Source organism: Bradyrhizobium sp. AUGA SZCCT0177, from assembly GCF_018130125.1.
Lineage (GTDB): Bacteria > Pseudomonadota > Alphaproteobacteria > Rhizobiales > Xanthobacteraceae > Bradyrhizobium.
In genome coordinates, this window is record NZ_JAFCMA010000011.1 from 109193 (window position 1) to 130308 (window position 21116).

18 protein-coding genes are annotated in these 21116 nt (G+C 62.6%); 4 read left to right on the forward strand and 14 right to left on the reverse strand.

The genetic code is table 11. The features are described from left to right. Window positions 1–18 precede the first annotated feature (18 nt). Window positions 19–1017 carry a TRAP transporter substrate-binding protein gene (locus JQ597_RS15075; protein ID WP_212265055.1) on the reverse strand — a complete coding sequence of 333 codons (999 nt, stop codon included), beginning with the start codon at window positions 1015–1017 and terminating at the stop codon, window positions 19–21. Between the two features lie 277 nt (window positions 1018–1294). Between JQ597_RS15075 and JQ597_RS15080 the strand changes: the two genes are divergently transcribed. After that, window positions 1295–2803: a sensor histidine kinase gene (locus JQ597_RS15080; RefSeq protein ID WP_212265056.1), complete on the forward strand. Its 1509-nt coding sequence runs from the start codon at window positions 1295–1297 to the stop codon at window positions 2801–2803. A gap of 193 nt (window positions 2804–2996) precedes the next feature. On the opposite strand, the gene JQ597_RS15085 is transcribed toward JQ597_RS15080, so the two are convergent. Then, window positions 2997–3263: a hypothetical protein gene (locus JQ597_RS15085; RefSeq protein ID WP_212265057.1), complete on the reverse strand. Its 267-nt coding sequence runs from the start codon at window positions 3261–3263 to the stop codon at window positions 2997–2999. A gap of 646 nt (window positions 3264–3909) precedes the next feature. On the opposite strand from JQ597_RS15085, the gene JQ597_RS15090 reads away from it, so the two are divergent. Continuing rightward, window positions 3910–4305, forward strand: a complete 396-nt coding sequence (locus JQ597_RS15090) for a helix-turn-helix domain-containing protein (RefSeq protein WP_212265058.1) — start codon at window positions 3910–3912, stop codon at window positions 4303–4305. A 179-nt stretch (window positions 4306–4484) separates the two neighbouring features. Here JQ597_RS15090 and JQ597_RS15095 read toward each other — a convergent pair whose 3' ends face one another. Beyond that, window positions 4485–4904, reverse strand: coding sequence for an FAD-dependent monooxygenase (locus tag JQ597_RS15095; protein WP_212265059.1), 420 nt, complete (start codon window positions 4902–4904; stop codon window positions 4485–4487). A gap of 94 nt (window positions 4905–4998) precedes the next feature. Here JQ597_RS15095 and JQ597_RS15100 point away from each other — a divergent pair, with 94 nt between their 5' ends. After that, the gene (locus JQ597_RS15100; protein ID WP_212265060.1) at window positions 4999–5820 is read left to right on the forward strand and encodes an enoyl-CoA hydratase; all 822 of its coding nucleotides are present in this window, start codon (window positions 4999–5001) and stop codon (window positions 5818–5820) included. Window positions 5821–5982: 162 nt separating this feature from the next. Here the strand turns inward: JQ597_RS15100 and JQ597_RS15105 are convergent, their stop codons facing one another. From JQ597_RS15105 to JQ597_RS15140, 8 genes are all read right to left on the reverse strand, one after another. Further along, on the reverse strand, window positions 5983–7065 hold the full coding sequence (locus JQ597_RS15105) for an isocitrate/isopropylmalate dehydrogenase family protein (protein WP_212265061.1): 1083 nt from the start codon (window positions 7063–7065) through the stop codon (window positions 5983–5985). A 111-nt stretch (window positions 7066–7176) separates the two neighbouring features. Continuing rightward, window positions 7177–8244, reverse strand: a complete 1068-nt coding sequence (locus tag JQ597_RS15110) for an alcohol dehydrogenase (RefSeq protein WP_212265062.1) — start codon at window positions 8242–8244, stop codon at window positions 7177–7179. 97 nt (window positions 8245–8341) lie between these two features. Beyond that, complete coding sequence (locus tag JQ597_RS15115) at window positions 8342–9322, reverse strand: ABC transporter ATP-binding protein (protein ID WP_212265063.1); 981 nt, start codon at window positions 9320–9322, stop codon at window positions 8342–8344. Further along, window positions 9319–10314 carry an ABC transporter ATP-binding protein gene (locus JQ597_RS15120; protein ID WP_212265064.1) on the reverse strand — a complete coding sequence of 332 codons (996 nt, stop codon included), beginning with the start codon at window positions 10312–10314 and terminating at the stop codon, window positions 9319–9321. Before JQ597_RS15120 ends, JQ597_RS15115 begins: the two co-directional genes overlap by 4 nt. Further along, window positions 10311–11183: an ABC transporter permease gene (locus JQ597_RS15125; protein WP_212265065.1), complete on the reverse strand. Its 873-nt coding sequence runs from the start codon at window positions 11181–11183 to the stop codon at window positions 10311–10313. Before JQ597_RS15125 ends, JQ597_RS15120 begins: the two co-directional genes overlap by 4 nt. Next, entirely contained in the window at window positions 11170–12120 is a 951-nt protein-coding gene (locus JQ597_RS15130) for an ABC transporter permease (protein ID WP_212265066.1), read from the reverse strand. Before JQ597_RS15130 ends, JQ597_RS15125 begins: the two co-directional genes overlap by 14 nt. A 6-nt stretch (window positions 12121–12126) precedes the next feature. Beyond that, complete coding sequence (locus tag JQ597_RS15135; protein WP_212265067.1) at window positions 12127–13668, reverse strand: ABC transporter substrate-binding protein; 1542 nt, start codon at window positions 13666–13668, stop codon at window positions 12127–12129. A 153-nt stretch (window positions 13669–13821) separates the two neighbouring features. Continuing rightward, window positions 13822–15027 carry a CaiB/BaiF CoA transferase family protein gene (locus JQ597_RS15140; RefSeq protein ID WP_212265068.1) on the reverse strand — a complete coding sequence of 402 codons (1206 nt, stop codon included), beginning with the start codon at window positions 15025–15027 and terminating at the stop codon, window positions 13822–13824. 191 nt (window positions 15028–15218) lie between these two features. On the opposite strand from JQ597_RS15140, the gene glgA reads away from it, so the two are divergent. Next, complete coding sequence (glgA, locus tag JQ597_RS15145) at window positions 15219–16643, forward strand: glycogen synthase GlgA (protein WP_212265069.1); 1425 nt, start codon at window positions 15219–15221, stop codon at window positions 16641–16643. A 132-nt stretch (window positions 16644–16775) separates the two neighbouring features. Here the strand turns inward: glgA and JQ597_RS15150 are convergent, their stop codons facing one another. The 3 genes from JQ597_RS15150 to JQ597_RS15160 all read right to left on the reverse strand — a co-directional run bounded on the left by JQ597_RS15150 (window position 16776) and on the right by JQ597_RS15160 (window position 21111). Then, window positions 16776–18722: an alkyl/aryl-sulfatase gene (locus JQ597_RS15150; protein ID WP_212265070.1), complete on the reverse strand. Its 1947-nt coding sequence runs from the start codon at window positions 18720–18722 to the stop codon at window positions 16776–16778. Window positions 18723–18765: 43 nt separating this feature from the next. Continuing rightward, window positions 18766–20586 carry a flavin-containing monooxygenase gene (locus tag JQ597_RS15155; protein WP_212265071.1) on the reverse strand — a complete coding sequence of 607 codons (1821 nt, stop codon included), beginning with the start codon at window positions 20584–20586 and terminating at the stop codon, window positions 18766–18768. Window positions 20587–20682: 96 nt separating this feature from the next. Then, complete coding sequence (locus JQ597_RS15160; RefSeq protein WP_212265157.1) at window positions 20683–21111, reverse strand: anthrone oxygenase family protein; 429 nt, start codon at window positions 21109–21111, stop codon at window positions 20683–20685. Window positions 21112–21116 lie beyond the last annotated feature (5 nt).

Sequence of the window (21116 nt, forward strand, 5' to 3'; positions counted from 1 at the left end):
ACTTTTCCGGATCATGCCCTAGGCGATGTTGATTTTTTCGAAGATGCCCTCGGCGCCGATTTCCTTGGCGTAGGTGGCCATCACAGGATCGGCGAGCTTCTTCATGGCGTCGCGCTCCTGGAACGGAACGCGCTTGAGCTTGCCCGCCTTCTCCAGCGCGTCGAGCTTGATGACTTCCTCGCTGGACTCGAGCTTGCGGCCGAAATCACCGGCCTCCTTGCCCGCTTTCATGATGGCGTCCTGCAGATCCTTGGGCAGGGTCTTGAGCGTCTTCACCGAGAAGCAGATCGGCCGGATCGAGACCGCGTGCTCGGTCAGATTGAGGTGCGGCGCCACTTCGTAGAACTTCATCGCCTCGACGCCGGCGGCTTCGTTCTCGCCCGCGGCGATCACGCCATTCTGGATGGCGTTGTAGACTTCGTTATAGGCGATCACCGTCGGGCTCATGCCGACGGCTGCGAACGTCTTCGACCAGATCGGCGCACCCTGCACGCGCACCTTGAGGCCCTTGAGGTCGGCCAGATTCTTGCACGGCTTGTTGGCGAAGATGTTGCGGATGCCGCCGCCGGAATAGCCGACCAGCACCACCTCGGCCTTCGCGGCGACTTCGTCGGCGATCGGCGCCAGGATATTCGCTTCAACGACCTTGTTCATGTGGTCGATGCCCTTGAACACAAAGGGCGCATCGATGAACGGCGCCGCCTTGGCGAAGGTCGACATGTGGGCCGGCGAGACGATGCCGTAATCGACCGCTTTGCCCTGCGACATGTACTCGAAATACTGCTTCTCGAGACCGAGGGACGAGTTCTTGTGCAGCGTGAAATTGACGGGCTTGCCGTAATACTTCTTCACCAGCTCTTCGAACCGAACCAGCGCCTTGGTAAACGCGTGGTCGTCGTTGAACTGCACGGCGCCGTTCAGCGTGACAGGCGCCTGCGCCTTCAGGATGGATGGCATTCCAAGAACGCCCGCGGCCGCTGTCGCACCGAGCCCAGCCAATACTGTTCTGCGATTCATGTTGTCCCCTCCCTGAGCCCCGCCCTTGTACCGGGTCGTGGGCTTTGCCGACGTTGCGGCTTGCAATTTTCGGAGCGTATTCAAAAGAACGCTGCGATGGAAGCTAATTCCAATGCGCGGATTGAACAGCATAATGCTGCAGCGTACGGAATGATGCGGCGCACCACGCAGGCCACCGCTCCGCCGGTCACGAACGCGAAATCGGACTAAAATCCTTGGCGGATGCCGGCTGCTTCTCCTATGCTCGCGGCGGTTGGGGGCCGATCCGGGACGAGCATTGCCAAAGCTTTCACTGCCGATGCGTCTCGTCCTTCTGGTGGCGGGAACCACGCTGCCGCTGATCATTTTCGCGGCCGGCATCGTTTTCAATAATTACGGCCAGGACCGCAAGGACGCCACGCAGCGCGTGCTCGAAACCGTACGCGGCATCCGCCTCGTGCTCGATGCCGAAATGCAGCGCATGACCGGCGGGCTCCAGGTGCTGTCGCTGACCAACGCGCTGCGGGACCGCGACTTCGACGGTTTCCGTCGCATCGCTACCGGTTTCCTCGAACAATACGGCAGGGACGGCGTGGTGCTGGTGGCGGACCGCGAAGGTCGCCAGCTGTTCTCCTCGGTCACGCCTGACACCGCCACCCTTCCGCTGCGCAACAACCTTGACCTTGTCGAGAAGGTGTTCGCGACCAAGCGTCCATACTACTCGAACCTGTTCACCGGCGTGGTCAAGAAGGGGCTGATCGTGACGGTCGAAGTGCCGGTCATTCGCGACGGCGAGGTGATCTACGACATCTCGTTCAGCCCGCCGATCGAGATTTTCCAAGAGATGATCGAAAAGCAGCTTCCGGGCAAGGACTGGACGATTTCGATCTTCGACGGCGAAGGCACCAATTTCGCGCGTGTACCGAACCCGCAGAACACCATCGGCCAGCGGGCATCGCCGTCGCTCTATGCGGAGCTGTTCCGCAAACCCGAGGGGACCTTTGCGACCGTGTCGCTCGAAGGCGTGCCGCTGATCACCGGCGTTGCGCGCTCCTCGCTCACAGGCTGGACGGTCGCCGGCGGGATTGCGGAAAGCTCGCTGGTCGCGCCCCTGTGGCGCAGTCTCGCGATCACCAGCGTGATCGGGGGCGTGCTGCTGCTGGTCGGCCTTGCCTTTGCGGTGCGGATGGCGACGGCGATTGCCCGCGGCGAGATGCTGCACGATCTCCTGATCGACGAGCTCAACCACCGCGTCAAGAATACGCTCGCGATCCTGCAGTCGATCACCACCCAGACCTTCCGCAGCGCCAGCCGGGCAGAGCGCGAGAAATTCGAGGGCCGGCTGGGTGCGCTCGCCGAAGCGCATAATCTGTTGAGCCAGGAGAAATGGCAGGGCTCCGAGTTGCAGGACGTCATCGCACGGGTTCTCAAGCCCTATCTGCTCAACAATCCGGATCGGGTGCGGATGTTCGGACCGATGGTGCCGCTATCGCCGCGGCTCGCCGTGGTGCTGTCGATGATCGTGCACGAGATAGCGACCAATGCCGCAAAATACGGTGCGCTGTCGAACGACAGTGGAACCGTTGCGCTGGATTGGGAGATCATCGCGCAAAGCGATGGCCGCAAACTTCGGATGATCTGGACCGAATCCGGCGGGCCGCACGTTTCTGCGCCGGTGCAGCGCGGTTTCGGCTCGCGCCTGATCGAGCGCAGCGCGCGCGACCAGCTCGGCGGCGAAGCCACCGTCGACTTTCTGCCGCGCGGCGTCGTCTGCACGGTGACCGCAGCGCTCGAGCAGGAGACTTGAGCGGACGGCGATTTCGACCGCGACGAGCCGCGGCGCGTGTTCGAAGGGCGGAACCGGTGGATGTCACCGCAGGTGGAGCCGGGATGGGGTTGCCCGCAACCAAAGAGCGACAACGAGTCGCACCGGCAAAGGCGCCGTGCAGGTCGACCGGTCGAGGAGTTTTTGCGCAGGCCTATCGGGCCGAAGGCAGCGCTTATTTGATGAGCTTCAAATAAGGCGGCAACCGCGGGCCCGGTGCGGCCTTGGTGGTCTGCGCAGCCTGAGCATCCGTCACCATCAGGTCGCACAATGCCTTGAGTTCGGAATCCGTCACCCGATGCAGTTCCATCCGAAGCTCGAGAATGGCCAGTGACAGCAATCTCGCGGTCTCCGGGCTGGCCTTATCCATCAGAAACGCCCGGCATTCCTCCAGCGTTGCGAGGAGCGACAGCAATCGTTCTTCTGAATGGGCCGCCGGCATTTTGTCAGTTCCCGAGCTTGCAAGGTAGATTGGAGGCGGTCCGGATCGTCGCTTCATGAGCCTCTCCACGAAAAGGCACCAAAATAATTCGGCCGCTGTCACGCAATGGATCGTGTGAGAGCCTGACCTGATGATCCCGAAGTTTTACTCAATTGTCCAGCGCGCTATCGATTTGAAAATCGTATCGACCGTGCTGTATTTTTCTAAATATCACGGTTGAGGCATGCGCGCGATACAAGCCACGGGAAGTCTTCGCATACACCTAAAGCGGTATTTCATCAGCCCACAACCCGCCACAAATATCCGTAGAAGTACCGGGTACACAGGCGCTACACGGTAAGTATGCTCCCAAAATCTGTGGCAAGTGAACTCGCGGTGGTTGTAGTTTGTCGAATAGTTTGCCAAATGTACGGGTGCGGGGTTTTGCTAAATTATGCCCCGGGCGCCAATGGCTGGAGGCAGTCGACGGCGCCGGTATCAGGGTGTTTCCAATGCGCAAATGCGTTTGGCTACCATCCCGCAATCACTCGATATCCCGTGGTTCTAACGACGAACTCACGATCCTGACGAACTTAACGCGGTAAATGCGGATGAACCCCTGGCTTGATCGCTCAGGGTTTCCCGATCGAAGGACGGTAAAACCAGAATGAAAACATCAGCAGCAAAGAAGATGAAGCAGCGCAGTGCCGGCAAACCCGACATTGAATTGGGCAAGCGGATTCGCCTGCGGCGTGTTGAGCAGAAAATCTCGCAAGCAGAGCTTGGCGACAAGCTCGGCGTCAGCTTCCAGCAGGTCCAGAAGTACGAGAAGGGCGTCAACCGTGTCGGCGCAGCTCGTCTTCAGCAGATCGCTACCGCGCTCGATGTGCCCGTCACCTTCTTCTACGACGGCGACGGCAAGGCGCGTGAGGTCGAGAGCCTGCTGTTCCTCGACAGCGCTTTCAGCCTGCGGTTGTTGCGAGCCTACAGCAAGATCAAGGACCAGACCGTACAACGTCAGCTGGTGTCCTTGATGGAATCGATCGCAGCGAACGAAGGCTGATCGGTCGCCTGGTGTTTTCGCGCGGACCGGGGGCCGGTTCGCGCGAAGAACACGCGTGAAAAAAAGTATGCGTCAAAAAAATACGCCGCGAACAACCACGCCTCCAACAAATCGACGTCTTCGACAAATAGACCCCGCTGCAACAAATAGAGCCCGGTTGTGACCCTGTCAGAACGGCTCTAGCTTCCGGCGCCGCGCACGCGATCGATCAACCCAAGCGGATCGTCCGGCACCCGAACGCCCCGCCTGGCCACGTGCTGGTCCGGCCGCGACAACACCAGACCCGACAGCACCAGACCGTTGCCATCATCGGTGGCAATGTCCGCTCCCTCGACATCGAGCACCCCAAGCGGCACACCCCTTAAGCGCGTCGCCGCTTCGAGCGCCGCGACGTCTGCGGCTGAATCGAACCTCAACAGCGTAAACCCCTCGCCCATGGCGTCGTAAATCGAACTGCCGTCGGCGCGCCGGAAATACGGCGTACGGCAGCCCGGGACCGTCGAGGGCGTATGGCGTATAGAGGCTCGTCGTGTAGGCCGGATGGAGTCATTCTTCTTGTCTGTTGCGAGCCACCATGGCACGCCACAGCGAAAACGCATGGCAGGATTGGTCTTGATTCCGGACCTTGCCCGGGGTCGCTGAACCATGGCACGACAGCCGGAAGCTTCCTGAACCCGGACTGGAGTCCGAGCGATGCTAGATGTTCCCAGCAACACCGAAAATTCCTACGCCGACGGCAAGATCCTGCAGAGCGTCAGCGACGGCGTCGGGGTCATCACCTTCAACAATCCCGAGAAGCGCAACGCCATGTCGCTCGAGATGTGGGAAGGGCTCGGCAGCGCGCTGATCGAATTGCGCGACAATCCCGACATCCGCGTCGTGATCATGGCCGGCGCCGGCGACAAGGCGTTTGTCTCGGGCGCCGATATCAGCCAGTTCGAAAAGACCCGCCACAACGCCGAAGCCTCCGAAGAGTATTCCAGGCGCAGTGCCGCGCAGCGTGCGTTGCTGGCGGACTACCCCAAGCCGACGATTGCCTGCATCCGGGGCTTCTGCCTCGGCGGCGGCATGCAGGTCGCGATGCTGGCGGACATCCGTCTTGCGGCCGACAACAGCCAGTTCGGCATTCCCGCCGCCAAACTCGGCATCGCCTATGGCTATGACGGCCTCAAGCATCTGGTCTCGCTGGTCGGGCCGTCCTGGGCGCGGCTCATCATGTATACGGGCATGCGGATCGACTCCACCGAAGCGCTGCGGATCGGCCTCGTCGATCGCGTCTTGCCCGGGCCTGATTTGTGGGACGCGACCATGGAGATCGCACGCACGATTTCCGGCAACGCGCCGCTCGCGATCAAGGCCGCCAAGATCACCATCGCCGAGGTGCTGAAAGACGAAAGCCATCGTGACATGGAATCGATCAAGCAGATCGGCACCGCCTGCATGGACTCTGAGGATTTTCGCGAGGGGCGCACCGCGTTCATGGAAAAGCGCAAGCCGAAGTTCAAGGGTAAGTAACGGGAGCGCAGCGCCCTGTTCCGTCATTGCGAGCGAAGCGAAGCAATCCATGTCGCAGCAAAAGGAAGAATGGATTGCTTCGTCGCGGAGCCTGTCATCGGGCGCGCATTCGCGCGACCCGTTGGCTCCTCACAAATTGGCTCCTCGCAAAGACGAAATCCCCTACAACGCCGCCAATACCGCCTTGGTAATATCCGCGGTGCCGTTGCCGCCGCCGAATTCCATCGGCTTGATTCCGTCCGCATAGGCCTTGTCGACCGCGCGCTCGATGCGCTCGCCGGCTTCGGCGACGTTTTCGAGACCGTGCTTGTCGGCGAGCCAGTCCAGCATCATCGCCGCCGAAAGGATCATGGCCGTTGGATTGGCCTTGCCCTGCCCCATGATATCGGGCGCCGTGCCATGGCAGGGCTGGAACACCGCATGGCGGTCGCCGATATCCGCCGATGGCGCCATGCCGAGGCCACCGATCAGGCCGGCGGCGAGGTCGGAAAGAATATCGCCGAACATGTTCTCCGTCACCATGACGTCGAAATCCCAGGGGCGCTTGACCATCATGAGTGAACAGGCATCGACGTAAACCCGTTCGGCCCTGACATCGGGGTGGCGCTTGGCGGCCTCGTCGAACATCGCGCGGAAGAACGCGAACGCCCTGAACACATTTGCCTTGTCGACACAGGTTAGCCCGCCATTCGCCCGCCCGCGCGCCTTGCGGCGTTCGGCGAGACGGAACGAAAACTCGAACAGCCGCTCCGAGGTCTTGCGGGTGATGACGAGCGTCTCGCGCGCTTCGGTGTCGGTCACGACGCCCTTGCCCATCGACGCGAACAGGCCTTCAGTGGATTCCCTGATCAGAACAAGATCGATGCCCTTCTGATCGGCGCCGACGATCGGGCTCGGCACGCCTGGAATCAGCCGTGCTGGGCGCACGCCGGCATAGAGATCGAAATGCATGCGCAGTTCGATCTGCGGCGCGATCTCGGTATTGTCGGGGTAGCGTACCGACGGCAGACCGCAGGCGCCGAGCAGGATGGCGTCGGCTTCTTCGCACAGCCGCACCGTACTGTCCGGCATCGATTTTCCCGTCGCCAGATAATTATTGGCGCCAGCCGGCGCGTCGGTGAAGCGAAATTTCAGATCCGTTGTCGCCTCGATCTTTCGCAAGACTTCGAGCGCCGGGGCCATCACTTCAGGGCCGATGCCATCGCCGCCGAGTACGGCGATGTGGAGTGCGTTATTGGCGGACATGGGAATTCCCGAATGGTTGAGGGAGTCGTTCCGGGGCGATGCAAAGCATCGAACCCGGAATCTCGAGATTCCGGGTCTGGTGCTTACGCACCACCCTGGAATGACGGAAGCCTACGGCGTCAGCACCGCGCGCCCGACCAGCTTGCCTTTTTGCAAATCGGTCAGCGCCTCGTTGGCTTTCGCGAGCGGCATTGTCGTTACCGGGATCGGCGCGATCTTCTTGGTGCGGACCAGATCGAGCAATTCCTGGGTTTCGCGCAAATTGCCGACATAGCTGCCCTGGATCGTGATGGCCTTGATCGGAATCAGCGGCAGCGCCCAGGTCGCCCCGCCGCCGAACAGGCCGACGATCACGAGCTTGCCGCCCTTGGTCAGGCAGTCGAATCCGAGCTGCGTGGTCTGGGCGTTGCCGACGAGGTCGATCACCGCGCGGATCGGCCCGCCCGCTTTTTTCTGCAGCTGCTCCAGAGCATCAGCGGCCTTGCCGTCGACGGTCGCAAGCGCGCCTGCCGCTTCGGCGGCTTCGCGTTTGCGCGCGTCGATATCGACCATGATCGCGCCCTTGCCGCCCATCGCCTTCAGCAGCGACAGCGCCATCAGGCCGAGGCCGCCGGCGCCGAAGATCACGATCGGCGTATGCAGGACGTTCTCGACCTTTTTCAGCGCGCTGTAGGTGGTGACACCGGAGCAGGCATAGGGCGCGGCGGTGACGGGATCGAGCCCGTTCAGGTTCAACAGATATTTCGGGTGCGGCACCGTCATGTGATCGGCGTAACCGCCGTCGCAATAGACGCCGAGCGAGTTCGGCTTGACGACGCACATGTTCTCGTCGCCGCCGACACAGGTCTCGCATTTACCGCAACCGAGCCAGGGATAGACCAGCGTGACGTCGCCGACCTTGAGGCCACCGGTCGCGGCCTTGGCGTCGGGACCGAACGCCAGGATCTCGCCGACGGTCTCGTGGCCCATCGTGCGCGGCAGCGAGACGCCGCGGTCTTTCAGCGACAGTGGCTTGCGCCCGTGGCCGAGATCGTAGCCGCCCTCCCAGATGTGGAGATCGCTGTGGCAGACGCCGGCTGCCTTCACCTTGATCAACACCTGCGATCCCGAGGGCTCCGGCGTCGGATGATCGACCTCTTTCAGGGGGGCATTGAACTCGGCGACCTGGAAACTCTTCATCGTTTCTCTCCGGATTCTTGTTCTTGAGCAGGCATTTTCTGGGGCGGACATTGCCACGTCTGCCCCAACGAGACAAACGTGCCAAAGCCGTCGATATTCAGATCAGCGGATGATGGCAAGCCACGAACTGCCCCGATGCCACGGCGCGTAGTTCCGGCACCTCGTCGCTGCATCGTTGATCCGCGCGAGGACAGCGGGTCCGGAAACGGCAGCCGGACGGCGGCGAAATCGGCGACGGCGGCTCGCCGATCGGCACGGTCTCGGCGGGGCGCACGTCCGGATCGGGCACCGGGATCGCCTCGATCAACAGCGCGGTATAGGGGTGCGCCGGTTTTGCGAACAGCTGCTCGGAAGGACCGACCTCGCACAACCGCCCGAGATACATCACCGCGACGCGGTCGCTCACCGCCTTCACCACGGCCAGATCATGCGCGATGAACAGCAGCGTCAAGCCATAGCGCGCCTTCATCTCCTCCAGCAGATTGAGGATCTGCGCCCGGATCGAAACGTCGAGCGCGGAGACCGGCTCGTCGCAGACGATGAATTCCGGATTGAGCACCAGCGCGCGCGCAATGCAGATGCGCTGGCATTGCCCGCCGGAGAATTCATGCGGCAGCCGTCCGACCACGAGCGCCGGATCAAGACCAACGGCGCTGAGCGCTTCGTCGACGAGCTGTTGGCGTTTGGCCGCATCCTTGACGCCCGAAATGATCAGCGGCTCGGCGATGATATCGCCGATCCGCCGCCGTGGGTTCAGCGATGCGATCGGGTCCTGGAAGATCAGCTGCACGCGCTGGCGCATCAGGCGCAGCGTATCGCCCTGCATCGCCGTGAGGTCCTGGCCGTCGAACAGCACCCGGCCCGAAACCGGCCGGCGCAGCTGCAGCACCGCGCGGCCGAGCGTCGACTTGCCGCAACCGGATTCGCCGACCAGCCCGAGCGTTTCACCGCGGGCGATCTGCAGGGACACGCCGGACACGGCATGCACGATCTTGTTGCCGACCGGATACTCAACGACGAGGTTATCGACGTCGAGCAGCGGGTCGTTTGAAACGGCCGATAAGGCTTGCTGCATCATGCGCCGGCACTCGCGCTGGCGTCGATCGGACGGAAGCAGGCAAATTGGTGACCGGGCGAGTCCGCTTCCTCAAGCCGCGGCTTCTCGACATGGCATTGGGCCCACGCATAGCGGCAGCGCGGCGAGAACGAACAGCCTTTCAGCGGCCGGGTCGGATCGGGTGGACGGCCCAGGATCGCCGGCAGCGGCGTGTGGGGCGCAGCGTCGATCTTTGGAAGTGCGGCAAGTAGCGCCTCGGTGTAGGGCATCCGCATTTTTTTGAACAAGGCTGGCGTCGGCGCACGCTCCACCACGCGGCCGGCATACATCACAGCGACTTCGTCGGTGCGACCCGCGACGACGCCGAGGTCGTGGGTGATCAGGATCATCGCCATGTGGCGGCGGCGCTGTTCGCGCGCCAGGAGATCGAGGATCTGCGCCTGGATCGTGACATCGAGCGCGGTGGTCGGCTCGTCCGCGATCAGCAGCTTCGGTTCGCACGACAGCGCGATCGCGATCGCTACCCGCTGCCGCATGCCGCCCGACAGCTGGTGCGGATATTGCGTCAGCCGCTGCTCCGGCGCGGGAATGCCGACCGCGGCGAGCAACTCGACGCTGCGTTTGATCGCCGCCCGGATATCGAGCTCGAGATGCTCCTGCAGCGTCTCGATCAACTGGGTGCCGATGGTCAGCACCGGATTGAGCGAGGTCATCGGGTCCTGGAACACGACCGCCAGCGAGCGCCCACGCAGCTTGCGCAGTTTCTCCGGTGACAACTGCAGCAGGTCCTGTCCGTCGAACATCACACGGCCGGAGAGTTTTGCTTTTTTCGGCAGCAATTGCAGGATCGCGCGGGACAGCATGGTCTTGCCGCAACCGGACTCGCCGACCACGCCGAGCGTCCGACCGGCGCCGACGGTGAGGTCGACATGGTCCACCGCGCGCAGATTGCCGCGCGGCGTCGGCAAATCGACGATGACATCCTCGACGGAAAGCAGCGTACTCTCTGTCACAGCGCGCCCTGACGAGGGTCGGTGAGCGCCCGCAGAGTGTCGCCGACCAGGTTAAAGGACAAAACGGTCAGGAACATCGCGATTGCGGGAATGAAGGCCAGCCGTGGCGCCATCTCGAGACTTTCGCGGCCCTCCCCGATCATACTGCCCCAGCTCGATATCGGCGGTGGCACGCCGAGGCCCAGGAACGACAATGAACCTTCGGCCACAATGGTGATGGCGACGGCGAGCAGGAAGAACGCAAACAACGGCAGCATGACGTTGGGCAGCAGCTCGCGCAGCAGGATGCGCGTATGCGTCGCGCCAAGCGCCTGTGCCGCGATCACGAATTCGCGGCGCGCCAGTGTCAGCGTTGCCGCCCGCGCCACCCGCATGAAGGCGGGAACGCCGAGCAGGCCGAGAATGAAGGTCAAATGCAGGATCGACTGCCCGAGATAGGCGGTCACGGCCAGCGCCAGGATCAGCGGCGGAAACGCCAGCAGCACATCCATGCTGCCGACCACCACCGACTCGAACCGGCCGCGGAAATACCCCGCCAGCATGCCGAGCGCGCCGCCGAAGGTGAGCCCGATGATCGGCGCAAACAGTCCCACAATCAGCGATATCCGCGCACCGTAGATCACGCGGGCGAGTTCGTCGCGGCCGAGGCCGTCGGTGCCAAGCCAGTGCTCTGCCGAGAACGGCGCGCGCTTTTCCAGCATGTCCATGTCGGTCGGGCTCGGCAGCGGCAGCACGTCGGCGAAGATCGCTACCGTAAACACGAACATCATCCAGACGATCGCCATCCAGAACAGCGGTCCGAGCCGGCGGCCACGCCGCGCCGGGACTTCCGCAACTGACGCGTCGATGCCGAGTTCAAGCGTGGCCATGGCGGATCCTCGGATCGAGCATGGCGTAGAGCATATCGACGATGAAGTTGATCAGCACGAACCCTGCCCCGACCAGCAGCACCACGCCCTGCAGAATGATGAGGTCGCGCGTGGTGATGGCGCCGACCAGGAGCCGGCCAATTCCCGGCAGCGCAAAAACCGTCTCGACGATGACGGCGCCGCCGATCAATCGCCCGATATTGATTCCGGTGATCGTGACCAGCGTCAGCGACGAAGGCTTCAGCGCGTGCACGAACAGGATGCGCGACGCCTTCAGGCCCTTGGCCTTGGCCAGCGCGATATAATCTTCCTGTAGCGTCGCGATCATGTCGGAGCGAAGCACGCGCATGATGCCGGGCCATTCGGCGAGCGCCAGCGTCAACGCGGGCAGCACCATGAACCGCAGGTTTTTGGCCGGATCTTCGCCGAACGGCACGTAGCCCGTTGCCGGCAGCCAGCGCAGCTCCACCGCAAACAGATAGATCAGCAGGATCGCCGACAGGAAAGTCGGCACCGACAGCATGCCGAAAGCGGTGCCGGTCATGAAGCGATCGAACGAACCGCCGCTGCGCGCCGCGCAAATGATCGCCAGGGGAACGCCGATCGCAAGCGCGATGACCTGGGCCAGGACCATGAGTTCCAGCGAAATCGGAAGCCGCTCGGTAACCGCCTGCAATACGGTTTGTCCGGTGCGGAACGATCGGCCCAGATCGCCTTGGAGGATGTTACCGAGCCAGCCGAAGTAACGGACCCAGATCGGCTGGTCCAATCCCATTTCCTGACGAAGGGCTGCGACCTTCTCCGGCGTCGCCTGATCGCCGAGGATCGTGTAGGCGAGATCGCCTGGCAGCAGCGACGCGATCAGAAACGTCAGCAGCGATACCGCGATCAGCACCGGCACGAGATACAGGAGCCTTCGCGCGACGAAACCCAGCATGCGCTGTTATTCCAGCCAGACGCGGGATATGTCGACGATTCCGCTGTACATCTTCGGCAAGCCTTTAACCTTCGCGCTCGACATTGCGTAATAGGTGTTCTGGAAAGTCCAGTACCAGATCGCTTCCTTGTTGATGAGCCGGCTGATGGCGCAGTAATCCTCGGCGCGTTTGGCCTGGTCGGCGGTGACCCGCGCGCGGTCCAGCAATTGATCGAGTTCCGGGTTCGAGTAATTGGCCAGCGCAACCGGGCTGCCGGTGCGGAAATTGGCATACATCTGGACGTCGGGATCGGCGAGATCGACGATCCGCCATGGCGTGACCTGGAACTGGCGCATGAAGGCACGTGGCGGGATCGTGGCCTGGTCAACCTGCTCGATTTCCATGTTGGCGCCGACCCGTTTCCAGAACTGCTGCAGCACCTGGCCGGTGGCGCGCCCGCGCGGCGTCGCCGTGACGAGCATCTTGAACTCGACCGGCTTGCCGTATTCCTTGATCAGCGCCTTCGCCTTCTCGGCGTCTTCGGGAAGCGCGCCGTCATCCTTGCACTTCACCCAGGAGCCGTCGCCATAGGGGTTGGTCGCCGGCCTTGCGAGACCATTGGTCAGCGCCTGCGACATCTTCTTGCGGTCGAGCGCCATCACCAGCGCCTGGCGCACGCGCACGTCGTCGAACGGTGCGACTTTTGTGTTGAAGGCGGCGACCGCCGCGCCGGAGCCGGCATAGGTATGCACCGTCAGCTTCGGATCCTTCTGCGCCTTCTGGATATTGTCGGCGTCAGCCTCGTCGTCCCAGACGACATCGGCTTCGCCGGATTGCAGGCTGGCGAAACGCGACTGCGCGTCCGGCAGCGGCTTCAGGACGATGCGATCGAGATAAACGCGGTCCTTGTCCCAGTAGTCCGGGTTCTTCTCAAGCACCAAGCGGTCGCCCGCGGTCCAGGATTTCAATATGAACGGTCCGGTGCCGACCGGATTGCGGTTGTAGTCGTCTCCCTTGGCTTTCCACGCCGTCGGTGAATGCACGGAATTGTTCCCGCTTGCGAAGCTCACCAGCGCCGGCATGTTCACCGAAGGGTCCTTCAGATTATAGACCACCGTCAGTTCGTCGAGCGCCTCCACGGAATTGACGAACGAAATGTAAAACGCGCAACGGCACTTGTTGGCGGGATCCTTCTGCCGGTCGACATTGTCCTTGAAGGCTTGTGCATTGAACGGTGTGCCGTCGTGGAATTTGACTCCGGGCCGCAGCTTGAAGGTCCAGGTCTTGAAATCTTCGGAGGACGACCAGGACAGTGCAAGCTTTGGTTGCACGACGCCCTTGTCATCGAGATAGGTGAGGGTGTCGAAGATCGCCGCAGCCGCCGTCAAGGCGGCCGTATCGTACACGCCGACCTTCAGCGGGTCGAAGCCTGCAATATCGAGTTCCAGCCCCATCGTGATGCTGCCGCCCTTCTTCTGGGCGTTGGCGGGAACAGCACAGAGCGAGACCGCAAATCCCGCCACAAGAAATACTCGCGCGAGTGCGCTCGAACGGACCGCAGCTGTCATGGATGCTCCCTCTCAAAGTGTCGTCCGTCCGGTGTTCCGGATCGTCGATGGCTGACGGTAAGATTGTCTGGAATCGCAGCCCCGGGCAAGACCGTTCCCAAAGCGGGATGAAAAGCCGCAGGCTCAAGCCTCGTCGCCGAAGCGCGATTTCCCTCAACCGCGCGCCGACTTCGGCGGTTTGCCGGCAAAGGCCGCGATTTCGTCTTCCGACAGCCCGGTCTCTTTCAGATAGGCACGCGTGTGCTCGCCAAGCGTCGACATGCGTTTCGCGGCAGAAACCCTGGCGCCCGACATGCGGAACGGCAGGTTGAGGACCTTGAAGCTGCCGCCGCCATCCTGGACCTCCGCCAACGCGCCGCGATGGGCGATCTGCGGATCCTTCAGCGCCTCGGCCACCGTGCGATAGGCCGATGACGGCACGCCGCGCTCATTGAGCGCGACGAGACACTGCTCGGTCGTCACCGCGCGCGACCACGCCTCGACGCCCTCCATCAGGCTGCCCCAGTTTTCACGGCGATCGGAATATTTCGCAAAGCGCGGGTCGCTGACCCACTCGGGATGACCGATCACCTTCATCAGGCTCTGGAAGGTTTTTTCGCTGGCGATCGCGACCATGACATAACCGTCCGACGTTTCGATCGGGCCGAACATCGGCCGCTGCGTCGCCTTGACCTCGAATTGCGACCACTGCAATTCGTTCAGTGTCAGACTCAGCATCGATTCCAGCATCGAAACGTCGATGTGCTGGCCCTTTTCGCTGTGGGCAAGCTGATACAGCGCCGCCGAGATCGCGCCGAACGCGTAGACGCCTGTCAGCACGTCGGCATGATAGATGCCGCAATAGTCCGGCCGGGTGCGCCCGGGCTGATAGGCCAGATGCGCCATTTCATATCCAGAGGCAGCATGGATCACCGGCGCATAGGCCGGCAGTTCGGCCGAGGGCCCGGTCTGGCCGTAGCCGGAGATCGAGCAGTAAATCAGTTTCGGATTGAGGGCGTGCAGTGAAGCGTAATCGAGCTTCAATCGCCGCATCACACCGGGCCGAAAATTCTCGACCAGCACGTCCGCGCCCGCGACCAGCCGGCGAACGGCTTCCACGCCTGCCGGCGATTTCAGGTCGAGCACGAGGCTGTTCTTGCCAACATTGAGCTGCCCGAACGCGGTGCTGCAGTTGTTCCGCACCGGCGGGCGGGTCCGCATCGTCTCGCCTTCGACGGTTTCGATCTTGATGACTTCGGCGCCCATGTCGGCGAGCATCCGCGTGCAGTGGGGTCCGGCGATCGTGGTTGAAAAATCTATAACGCGCAGGCCGGCGAAGCTCCCTGTCAAATTCCCCTCATCTGGATTATCTATAGTCATACTCAAAGCTCCTTCGGCCTTGCGGCTTCTCGTTCGCCTTTGGTTTTCCTGGCGCGGCATGACCCTAAATTGCGCGGCCACGGCATGGAAGCGCTTCTCCAGGAACCACCGTCTATCTGGCGCATTGCCGTAGATGAAAGTTGGACCTTTTCTTGCATAAGTCATAGTCAGGGTTGGTGCGAGGGCGTTCCTTGAAGGTCTTATTCGTAACCACGGAAATGGATGACTTCGTCCGGGTGGGCGGTCTTGCCGCCGTTTCCGCCGCCCTGCCCCGGGCGCTGCGCCCGTGGAGCGACGTCCGGATCATGTTGCCCGGCTACCGGGACATCCTCGAACAGTTCACCCACATTGAAATCGTTGGGCAATGCGCGCCTTTGGCCGAGATGCCGGCCTGCTCGCTCGGCCGGGCGTCGACGCGAGACGGCCTGCCAGTTTATGTACTGTTGTGTCCACAACTTTACGACCGGCCGGGTAACCCCTACGGCGACGAATCCGGGCGCGACTGGCCGGATAACGACATCCGCTTCGGACGATTTGCATCTGCCGCGGCCGAGCTCGCCGCAGGCAGTCTGGACAAGAATTGGGCAGCGGATCTGGTCCACGCCAATGACTGGCAGGCCGCACTCGTACCAGCCTACCTCGCCTGGAAAGGCGTCAAGATCCCCTCGATCCTGACCATTCACAACCTGGCCTATCAGGGGCTGTTCCCGCGGGAGTCGCTGCGGCGGATCGGGGCGCCCGAAGCCTCCTTCCACATCGACGGTCTCGAGTTCTACGATCAGATGTCGTTCTTGAAGGGCGGCATCGTTTACGCCTCGCATCTCACCACGGTCAGCGCGACCTACGCGAAAGAGATCACGACGCCCGAGCTTGGCTGCGGGCTCGAGGGCTTGCTGCGGCAACGCTCGGACGCTTCGGAATTGACCGGCATCCTGAACGGCATCGACGAAAGCTGGGATCCGCGCGCCTGCGCGCAACTGGCGCAGCAGTTCGGCGCCGGCGATTGGCAAGGCAAGCAAGCCAACGCCGACTACGTCCGCAAGCAGTTTGGTCTTGCGGTATCGCGCGGTCCGATCTTCGGTCTGGTCGCCCGCCTCGTGCATCAAAAGGGCATCGACCTCGTTCTGTCCGCCGCCGACGCGATCGTCGAGGCCGGCGGACAAATCGTCGTCACCGGCAGCGGTGAGCCGTATATCGAACAGGCGCTGGTCGATGCGCATCGCCGCAGGCCGGACGCGATCGGCGTCGTCATCGGTTTCAACGATGGACAGGCGAGGCGAATTTTCGCCGGCAGCGATTTCACGCTGATGCCTTCGCGGTTCGAACCGTGCGGACTGAGCCAGATGTATGCGCAGCGGTTCGGATCGCTGCCGATCGGTCACCAGACCGGCGGGCTGGCGGAGACCATCAAGGACGGCGAGACCGGCTTCCTGTTCTCGCAGCCTTCGGCGGAGTCCTTCCTCGGCGGTGTGCGCCGCGCGTTCGATGCCTTCACGGCGAAAGACCGCCTCGACCTGATGCGTCGCAGCGCCATGGCGCGGTCCTTTAGCTGGGATCTTTCGGCGTCACTCTACAGCGCGTTGTACCGCAGGACGGTGGGATCGCACGCGGCGTGATGCTGGCCCACACAAAACTGTCATGCCCCGCGGAGGCGAGGTATCCAGTACGCCGCGGCCTCTCCGCTCTATCATCAACGTCTCTGGAATACTGGATCGGCCGCTTTCGCGGGCGATGACGACGGGCGGTGCTCAACTCACCGCTGTCCGCTTCGGCTCGACGATCTCGAACATGCGAGGGAATTCGTCCATCAGCATCATCAATTCGCCAAGCCGCATCGGATTGCCGGTGACCTTGATCGCGCCGCTGCCGACCGCTTCTGGAAACGTCGTCAGCTTGGCGATGACTTCGTCGAGCACGCTGCGCGCCAGCGTGAACGTCGCATCGGCGTCCGCCGCCTGTGCGCCCGCCACGTAAGTCAGCGCGCTGTTCTCCAGATTGAGCACGAAGCTTTCGTTGGTGTCCGTAAAATGCCAATTCAGCACGATACGCTTGCCTTCGGCCTTGGGGCCGTTGAGGCGCACGCCGAGCACGTCCCATAGCTGCTCGGTGCGCAACGCGGCCAGCGTTTCGCGCGGCATCGCCGCGCGTGCCGGCACCTTCGGCATGCCCAGCCGCAATTCCTGCGCACCGAACAGATAGGCGTTGCGCCAGGTCGAACTCTCCGAAGCATAGCCAAGCTGCTCGAGCGTATCGGCCAGCATCGCGCGCGCGGCCTGATTGTCGGGATCGGCGAACACCAGATGGCCGACGGCCTGCGCCACAAAGCGAAACTCGCCCTTGGCGAAGTCTTTTCGGGCGCGATCGAGGATCGCCTCCGCACCGCCCATATACTCGACATATTTCCGGCCGGATTCGACCGGCGGCAGCGGATCGAGATTGACCGGATTGGCGTCATACCAGCCGAGATATTTCTGGTAGATCGCCTTCACATTGTGCCGGATATGGCCGTAGTAACCGCGTCCGTGCCAGGCGCCGTCGAGGCTCGCCGGCAGTTTGATCGCCTCGGCGATTTCGGCCGCGGTGAGGCCGTGGTTCATCAGGCGAATGGTCTGGTCATGCGCGAACTTATAGAGATCGCGCTGCTGTCGGATCATGGTGTCGATCCGATCATGGCCCCACACCGGCCAATGGTGCTGGCCGCACATCGCATCGGCCTTGCCGCCCCACATCTGCAGCGCCTCGCCGAGATACTTCGACCACGCCAGCGCATCGCGCACATCGGCACCACGGAACGGCAGCAGATTGTGGAAATTATGCGTGCAGTTCTCCGCCAGATTGAGCAGCTTATAGCGCGGTATGAAGAAATGCATCTCCGCCGGCGCCTCGGAGTTCGGCGCCATCTGGAATTCAAGCTCAAGCCCGTCGATGGTGCGCTTGTCGCCGGTTGCAATGATCAAATCGGTCGGACGCAGCAGCGCGACCGATCCCGCCGCCATCGACTTGCCGAGACCGCAATCGACCTGCCCCTGCACGCCCTTGGCCAGCAGCGGCCCGAACTGATATTGCGCCCGGCGCAGCATCGCGGGCCCGGCGATGATGTTTTCGGAGACCGCATGCTCCATGAAGAAATTCGGCGCTAATATCGGCACCCGGCCGCTTGCCAGGGTTTCGTCGTCCAGCACGCCGCGCGCCCCGCCCCAATGGTCGGTGTGGGTATGGGTGAAGATCACGGCCACGACCGGGCGCTTGCCCCGGTGCTGGAAGTACAATTCCATCGCGGCGCGGGCGCCCTCGATCGAGGTCAGCGTGTCCACCACGATCACGCCGCTGTCGCCCTCGATCAGCGTCATGTTGGCGATGTCGAGCCCGCGCACCTGATAGACGCCGGGGACCACCTCGAACAGGCCGTGATGCATGTTGAGGCGCGATTGCCGCCACAGGCTCGGATCCACGGTCGCGGGGGCTTCCTCGGCCGAAAGAAAGCCATAGGGCTCGAGGCTCCAGACCACCCTGCCCTGCGGCGAGGTCACCTTCGCGTTTTCGATGGTGCCGAGGAAGCCCCGCGCCGCATCGTCGAAATCGCGCGTGTCCGAAAACGGCAGCGCCTTGAGGGTCGCCGCATGCTGCGCAATGACCGGCGCGGAAGCTTGCTTGGGAGTTTCCTTGCGCGCTTCCGCACTTGTTGTTTGGGTCATACTCGTTCACTCCCTCGCGTCGTGACAGAATCCGAAAACAGCTTCAGCGGAACTCCAACCCTTCGAACTCACCATTGCTGCGCCACGTGTCGATATATTTGAAATAGGCCAGCGGGCCTGCCGGATGGCCGACATTCAGCTTGGCCGCCGGACCGGGTTCGCGCCCCTCATTGTTGTAATAGCCGGGGGTGCAGTCCGGCGCGCCGATCATCCGCCCGGCGCCGGTCAACAGCAGTTCGACCCATTTGTCCTCGGCCTGCCTGGTGACTTCGATCTGCCTGAAGCCGTTTTGCTGTGCGTGCCTGACCATGACCGCGATAGTCTTTGCGGCCTCGGTCAGATTGTGCGGCACGTTGGAGATCAGGTTGGCGCCCTGCGTGGGCTGCACGAAAAACGCATTGGGAAAACTGTGGACGTGGATACCGTGCTTGGATCGCATCCCCTCGGCCCAGTGCTCCGACAGATTGACGCCGCCCCGGCCCGTCATGTCGAACCCGGATCGCCGCCTGTATTCGGTGCCGACCTCGAAACCCGAGGCGTAGATGATGCAGTCGAGCTGGTATTCCTTGCCCGCGACGACGACGCCCTTTTCGGTGATTTTCTCGACGCCCTTGCCGTCGGTATCGACCAGGTGCGTGCCCGGCGTGTTGAACGCCTGCAGATAGGAATCGTGGAAGCATGGCCGCTTGCAGAGCTGGCGGTACCAGGCCTTGAGCTTTGCCGCGGTCTCGCGGTCATCAACGGTGGTGTCGATCCTGGATCGAATCTCCTCCATCTTCTCGAAGTCGGAGTCCTCAAACGCGGCCAACATCTTGGCCGGAACCCGCTCCTCGCGCGGCAGCTGCATGATCTTGGCCCGGATGCGCCTCGACAGGTCGGTCCAGCCGTCCTGAACCAGATCTTCCTCGGCATTGCCACCGGCCTGGTTGGCCGTAAAATTTTCCAGCCAGCGCTGCTGCCAGCCGGGCGTGGCAATCCCCGAAAACCATTCCGGATCGATCGCCGCGTTGGCGCGGACGTCGACGGAGGACGGCGTGCGCTGGAAAACGTAGAGTTCTTTGGCCGCGCGCGCCAGATGCGGCACGCACTGCACGGACGTCGCCCCGGTGCCGATGATGCCGACGCGCCTGTCGGCAAGCTTGTCCATGCGCGCGCCCGTGGGATTGCCGCCGGTGTAATCGTAATCCCAGCGGCTGGTGTGAAACGAATGTCCCTTGAAGGCCTCGATGCCCGAAATGCCCGGGAGTTTCGGCACGTGCAGCGGGCCCGTGCCCATGCCAACGAACTGCGCCGTGAAGGCGTCGCCGCGGTTGGTGGTGATGATCCAGCGCGAATGCGCTTCATCCCATTTCAGATCGGTGACCTCTGTATGGAACAACGCGTTGTCATAGAGGCCGTATTGCTTTCCGATGCGCCGGCAATGCGCGAGGATTTCCGGCGCGTGCGCGTATTTCTCTGATGGCATGTGCCCGGTTTCTTCGAGCAAGGGCATATAGACCATCGAGGCCGTATCGCATTGCGCGCCGGGATAGCGGTTCCAGTACCAGGTGCCGCCGAAATCGCCGCCCTTCTCGATGATGCGGATATCCTTGATCCCGGCTTCCGTCAGCCGCGCGGCGGTGGCAAGGCCCGCAAATCCGCCGCCGATGAAGGCGAAGGTGACATGGTCGGTCTTGGGATCGCGCGGGGTGACGGGCGTATAGGGATCGTCCAGATAATGCGCGAGCTGTCCCTTGACCTCGATGTACTGGTCGTTGCCGTCGGCGCGGAGCCGCTTGTTGCGCTCCTCCATATACTTCGCCCGCAGCTGTTCCTTGTCGAAAGCGCGGCTGCGCAGGTTTTGCGGTTCGTCCGTGACCGTCATCCGAAATTGCCTCTGATCTGCTGCAGATTTACCCCGTAGCCGACACGCAGTAAGCGTCCGCACGGCGAAAAGATCAACCAGGAGATCAGTAAGGCGTCAGTGCTGCGCCCAGAGATAGGCTGCGGTCGCCGCGAAGCCGAGCGCGGTTCTCACGGCATGCAGCCCTCCCCAATGCACGATCAGGCGGCGCGATTCCGGGCCGGCATCGGCGGCGGCGATGGCATTCAGCCTGCGGTTCGTCGGCATGATTCCGAACAACGTGTAGGGCCAGTTGGCCAGCATGAGAATCGCGCCGACGGTCCAGCGCCAATCGCCGGTCTGCCACGCCGCGGTCAAGCCCAAAATTCCTGATATCACCGCGCAGCTCGCCTGCATCGCAAAGCCGCGCGCATAGCTGGGTTTCCATTGCGTCAGCAGGCTCCTGTCATCAAGCAGCAGACGCGCCGGCTGTTCGGCGAAATTGATGAAGAAGGCCGCGCCGGCGAAGGCCGCGGCGACGACGGTGGCCAGTTGTCCGATGAGCATCATTA

Bases quoted from the DNA above. Each gene is read 5' to 3' on its own strand.
- JQ597_RS15075 (WP_212265055.1), bottom strand. From the start codon at position 1,017: ATGAATCGCAGAACAGTATTGGCTGGGCTCGGTGCGACAGCGGCCGCG.
- JQ597_RS15085 (WP_212265057.1), bottom strand. From the start codon at position 3,263: ATGCCGGCGGCCCATTCAGAAGAACGATTGCTGTCGCTCCTCGCAACG.
- JQ597_RS15090 (WP_212265058.1), top strand. From the start codon at position 3,910: ATGAAAACATCAGCAGCAAAGAAGATGAAGCAGCGCAGTGCCGGCAAA.
- JQ597_RS15095 (WP_212265059.1), bottom strand. From the start codon at position 4,904: ATGCGTTTTCGCTGTGGCGTGCCATGGTGGCTCGCAACAGACAAGAAG.
- JQ597_RS15100 (WP_212265060.1), top strand. From the start codon at position 4,999: ATGCTAGATGTTCCCAGCAACACCGAAAATTCCTACGCCGACGGCAAG.
- JQ597_RS15105 (WP_212265061.1), bottom strand. From the start codon at position 7,065: ATGTCCGCCAATAACGCACTCCACATCGCCGTACTCGGCGGCGATGGC.
- JQ597_RS15110 (WP_212265062.1), bottom strand. From the start codon at position 8,244: ATGAAGAGTTTCCAGGTCGCCGAGTTCAATGCCCCCCTGAAAGAGGTC.
- JQ597_RS15115 (WP_212265063.1), bottom strand. From the start codon at position 9,322: ATGATGCAGCAAGCCTTATCGGCCGTTTCAAACGACCCGCTGCTCGAC.
- JQ597_RS15125 (WP_212265065.1), bottom strand. From the start codon at position 11,183: ATGGCCACGCTTGAACTCGGCATCGACGCGTCAGTTGCGGAAGTCCCG.
- JQ597_RS15130 (WP_212265066.1), bottom strand. From the start codon at position 12,120: ATGCTGGGTTTCGTCGCGCGAAGGCTCCTGTATCTCGTGCCGGTGCTG.
- JQ597_RS15135 (WP_212265067.1), bottom strand. From the start codon at position 13,668: ATGACAGCTGCGGTCCGTTCGAGCGCACTCGCGCGAGTATTTCTTGTG.
- JQ597_RS15140 (WP_212265068.1), bottom strand. From the start codon at position 15,027: ATGACTATAGATAATCCAGATGAGGGGAATTTGACAGGGAGCTTCGCC.
- JQ597_RS15150 (WP_212265070.1), bottom strand. From the start codon at position 18,722: ATGACCCAAACAACAAGTGCGGAAGCGCGCAAGGAAACTCCCAAGCAA.
- JQ597_RS15155 (WP_212265071.1), bottom strand. From the start codon at position 20,586: ATGACGGTCACGGACGAACCGCAAAACCTGCGCAGCCGCGCTTTCGAC.
- JQ597_RS15160 (WP_212265157.1), bottom strand. From the start codon at position 21,111: ATGCTCATCGGACAACTGGCCACCGTCGTCGCCGCGGCCTTCGCCGGC.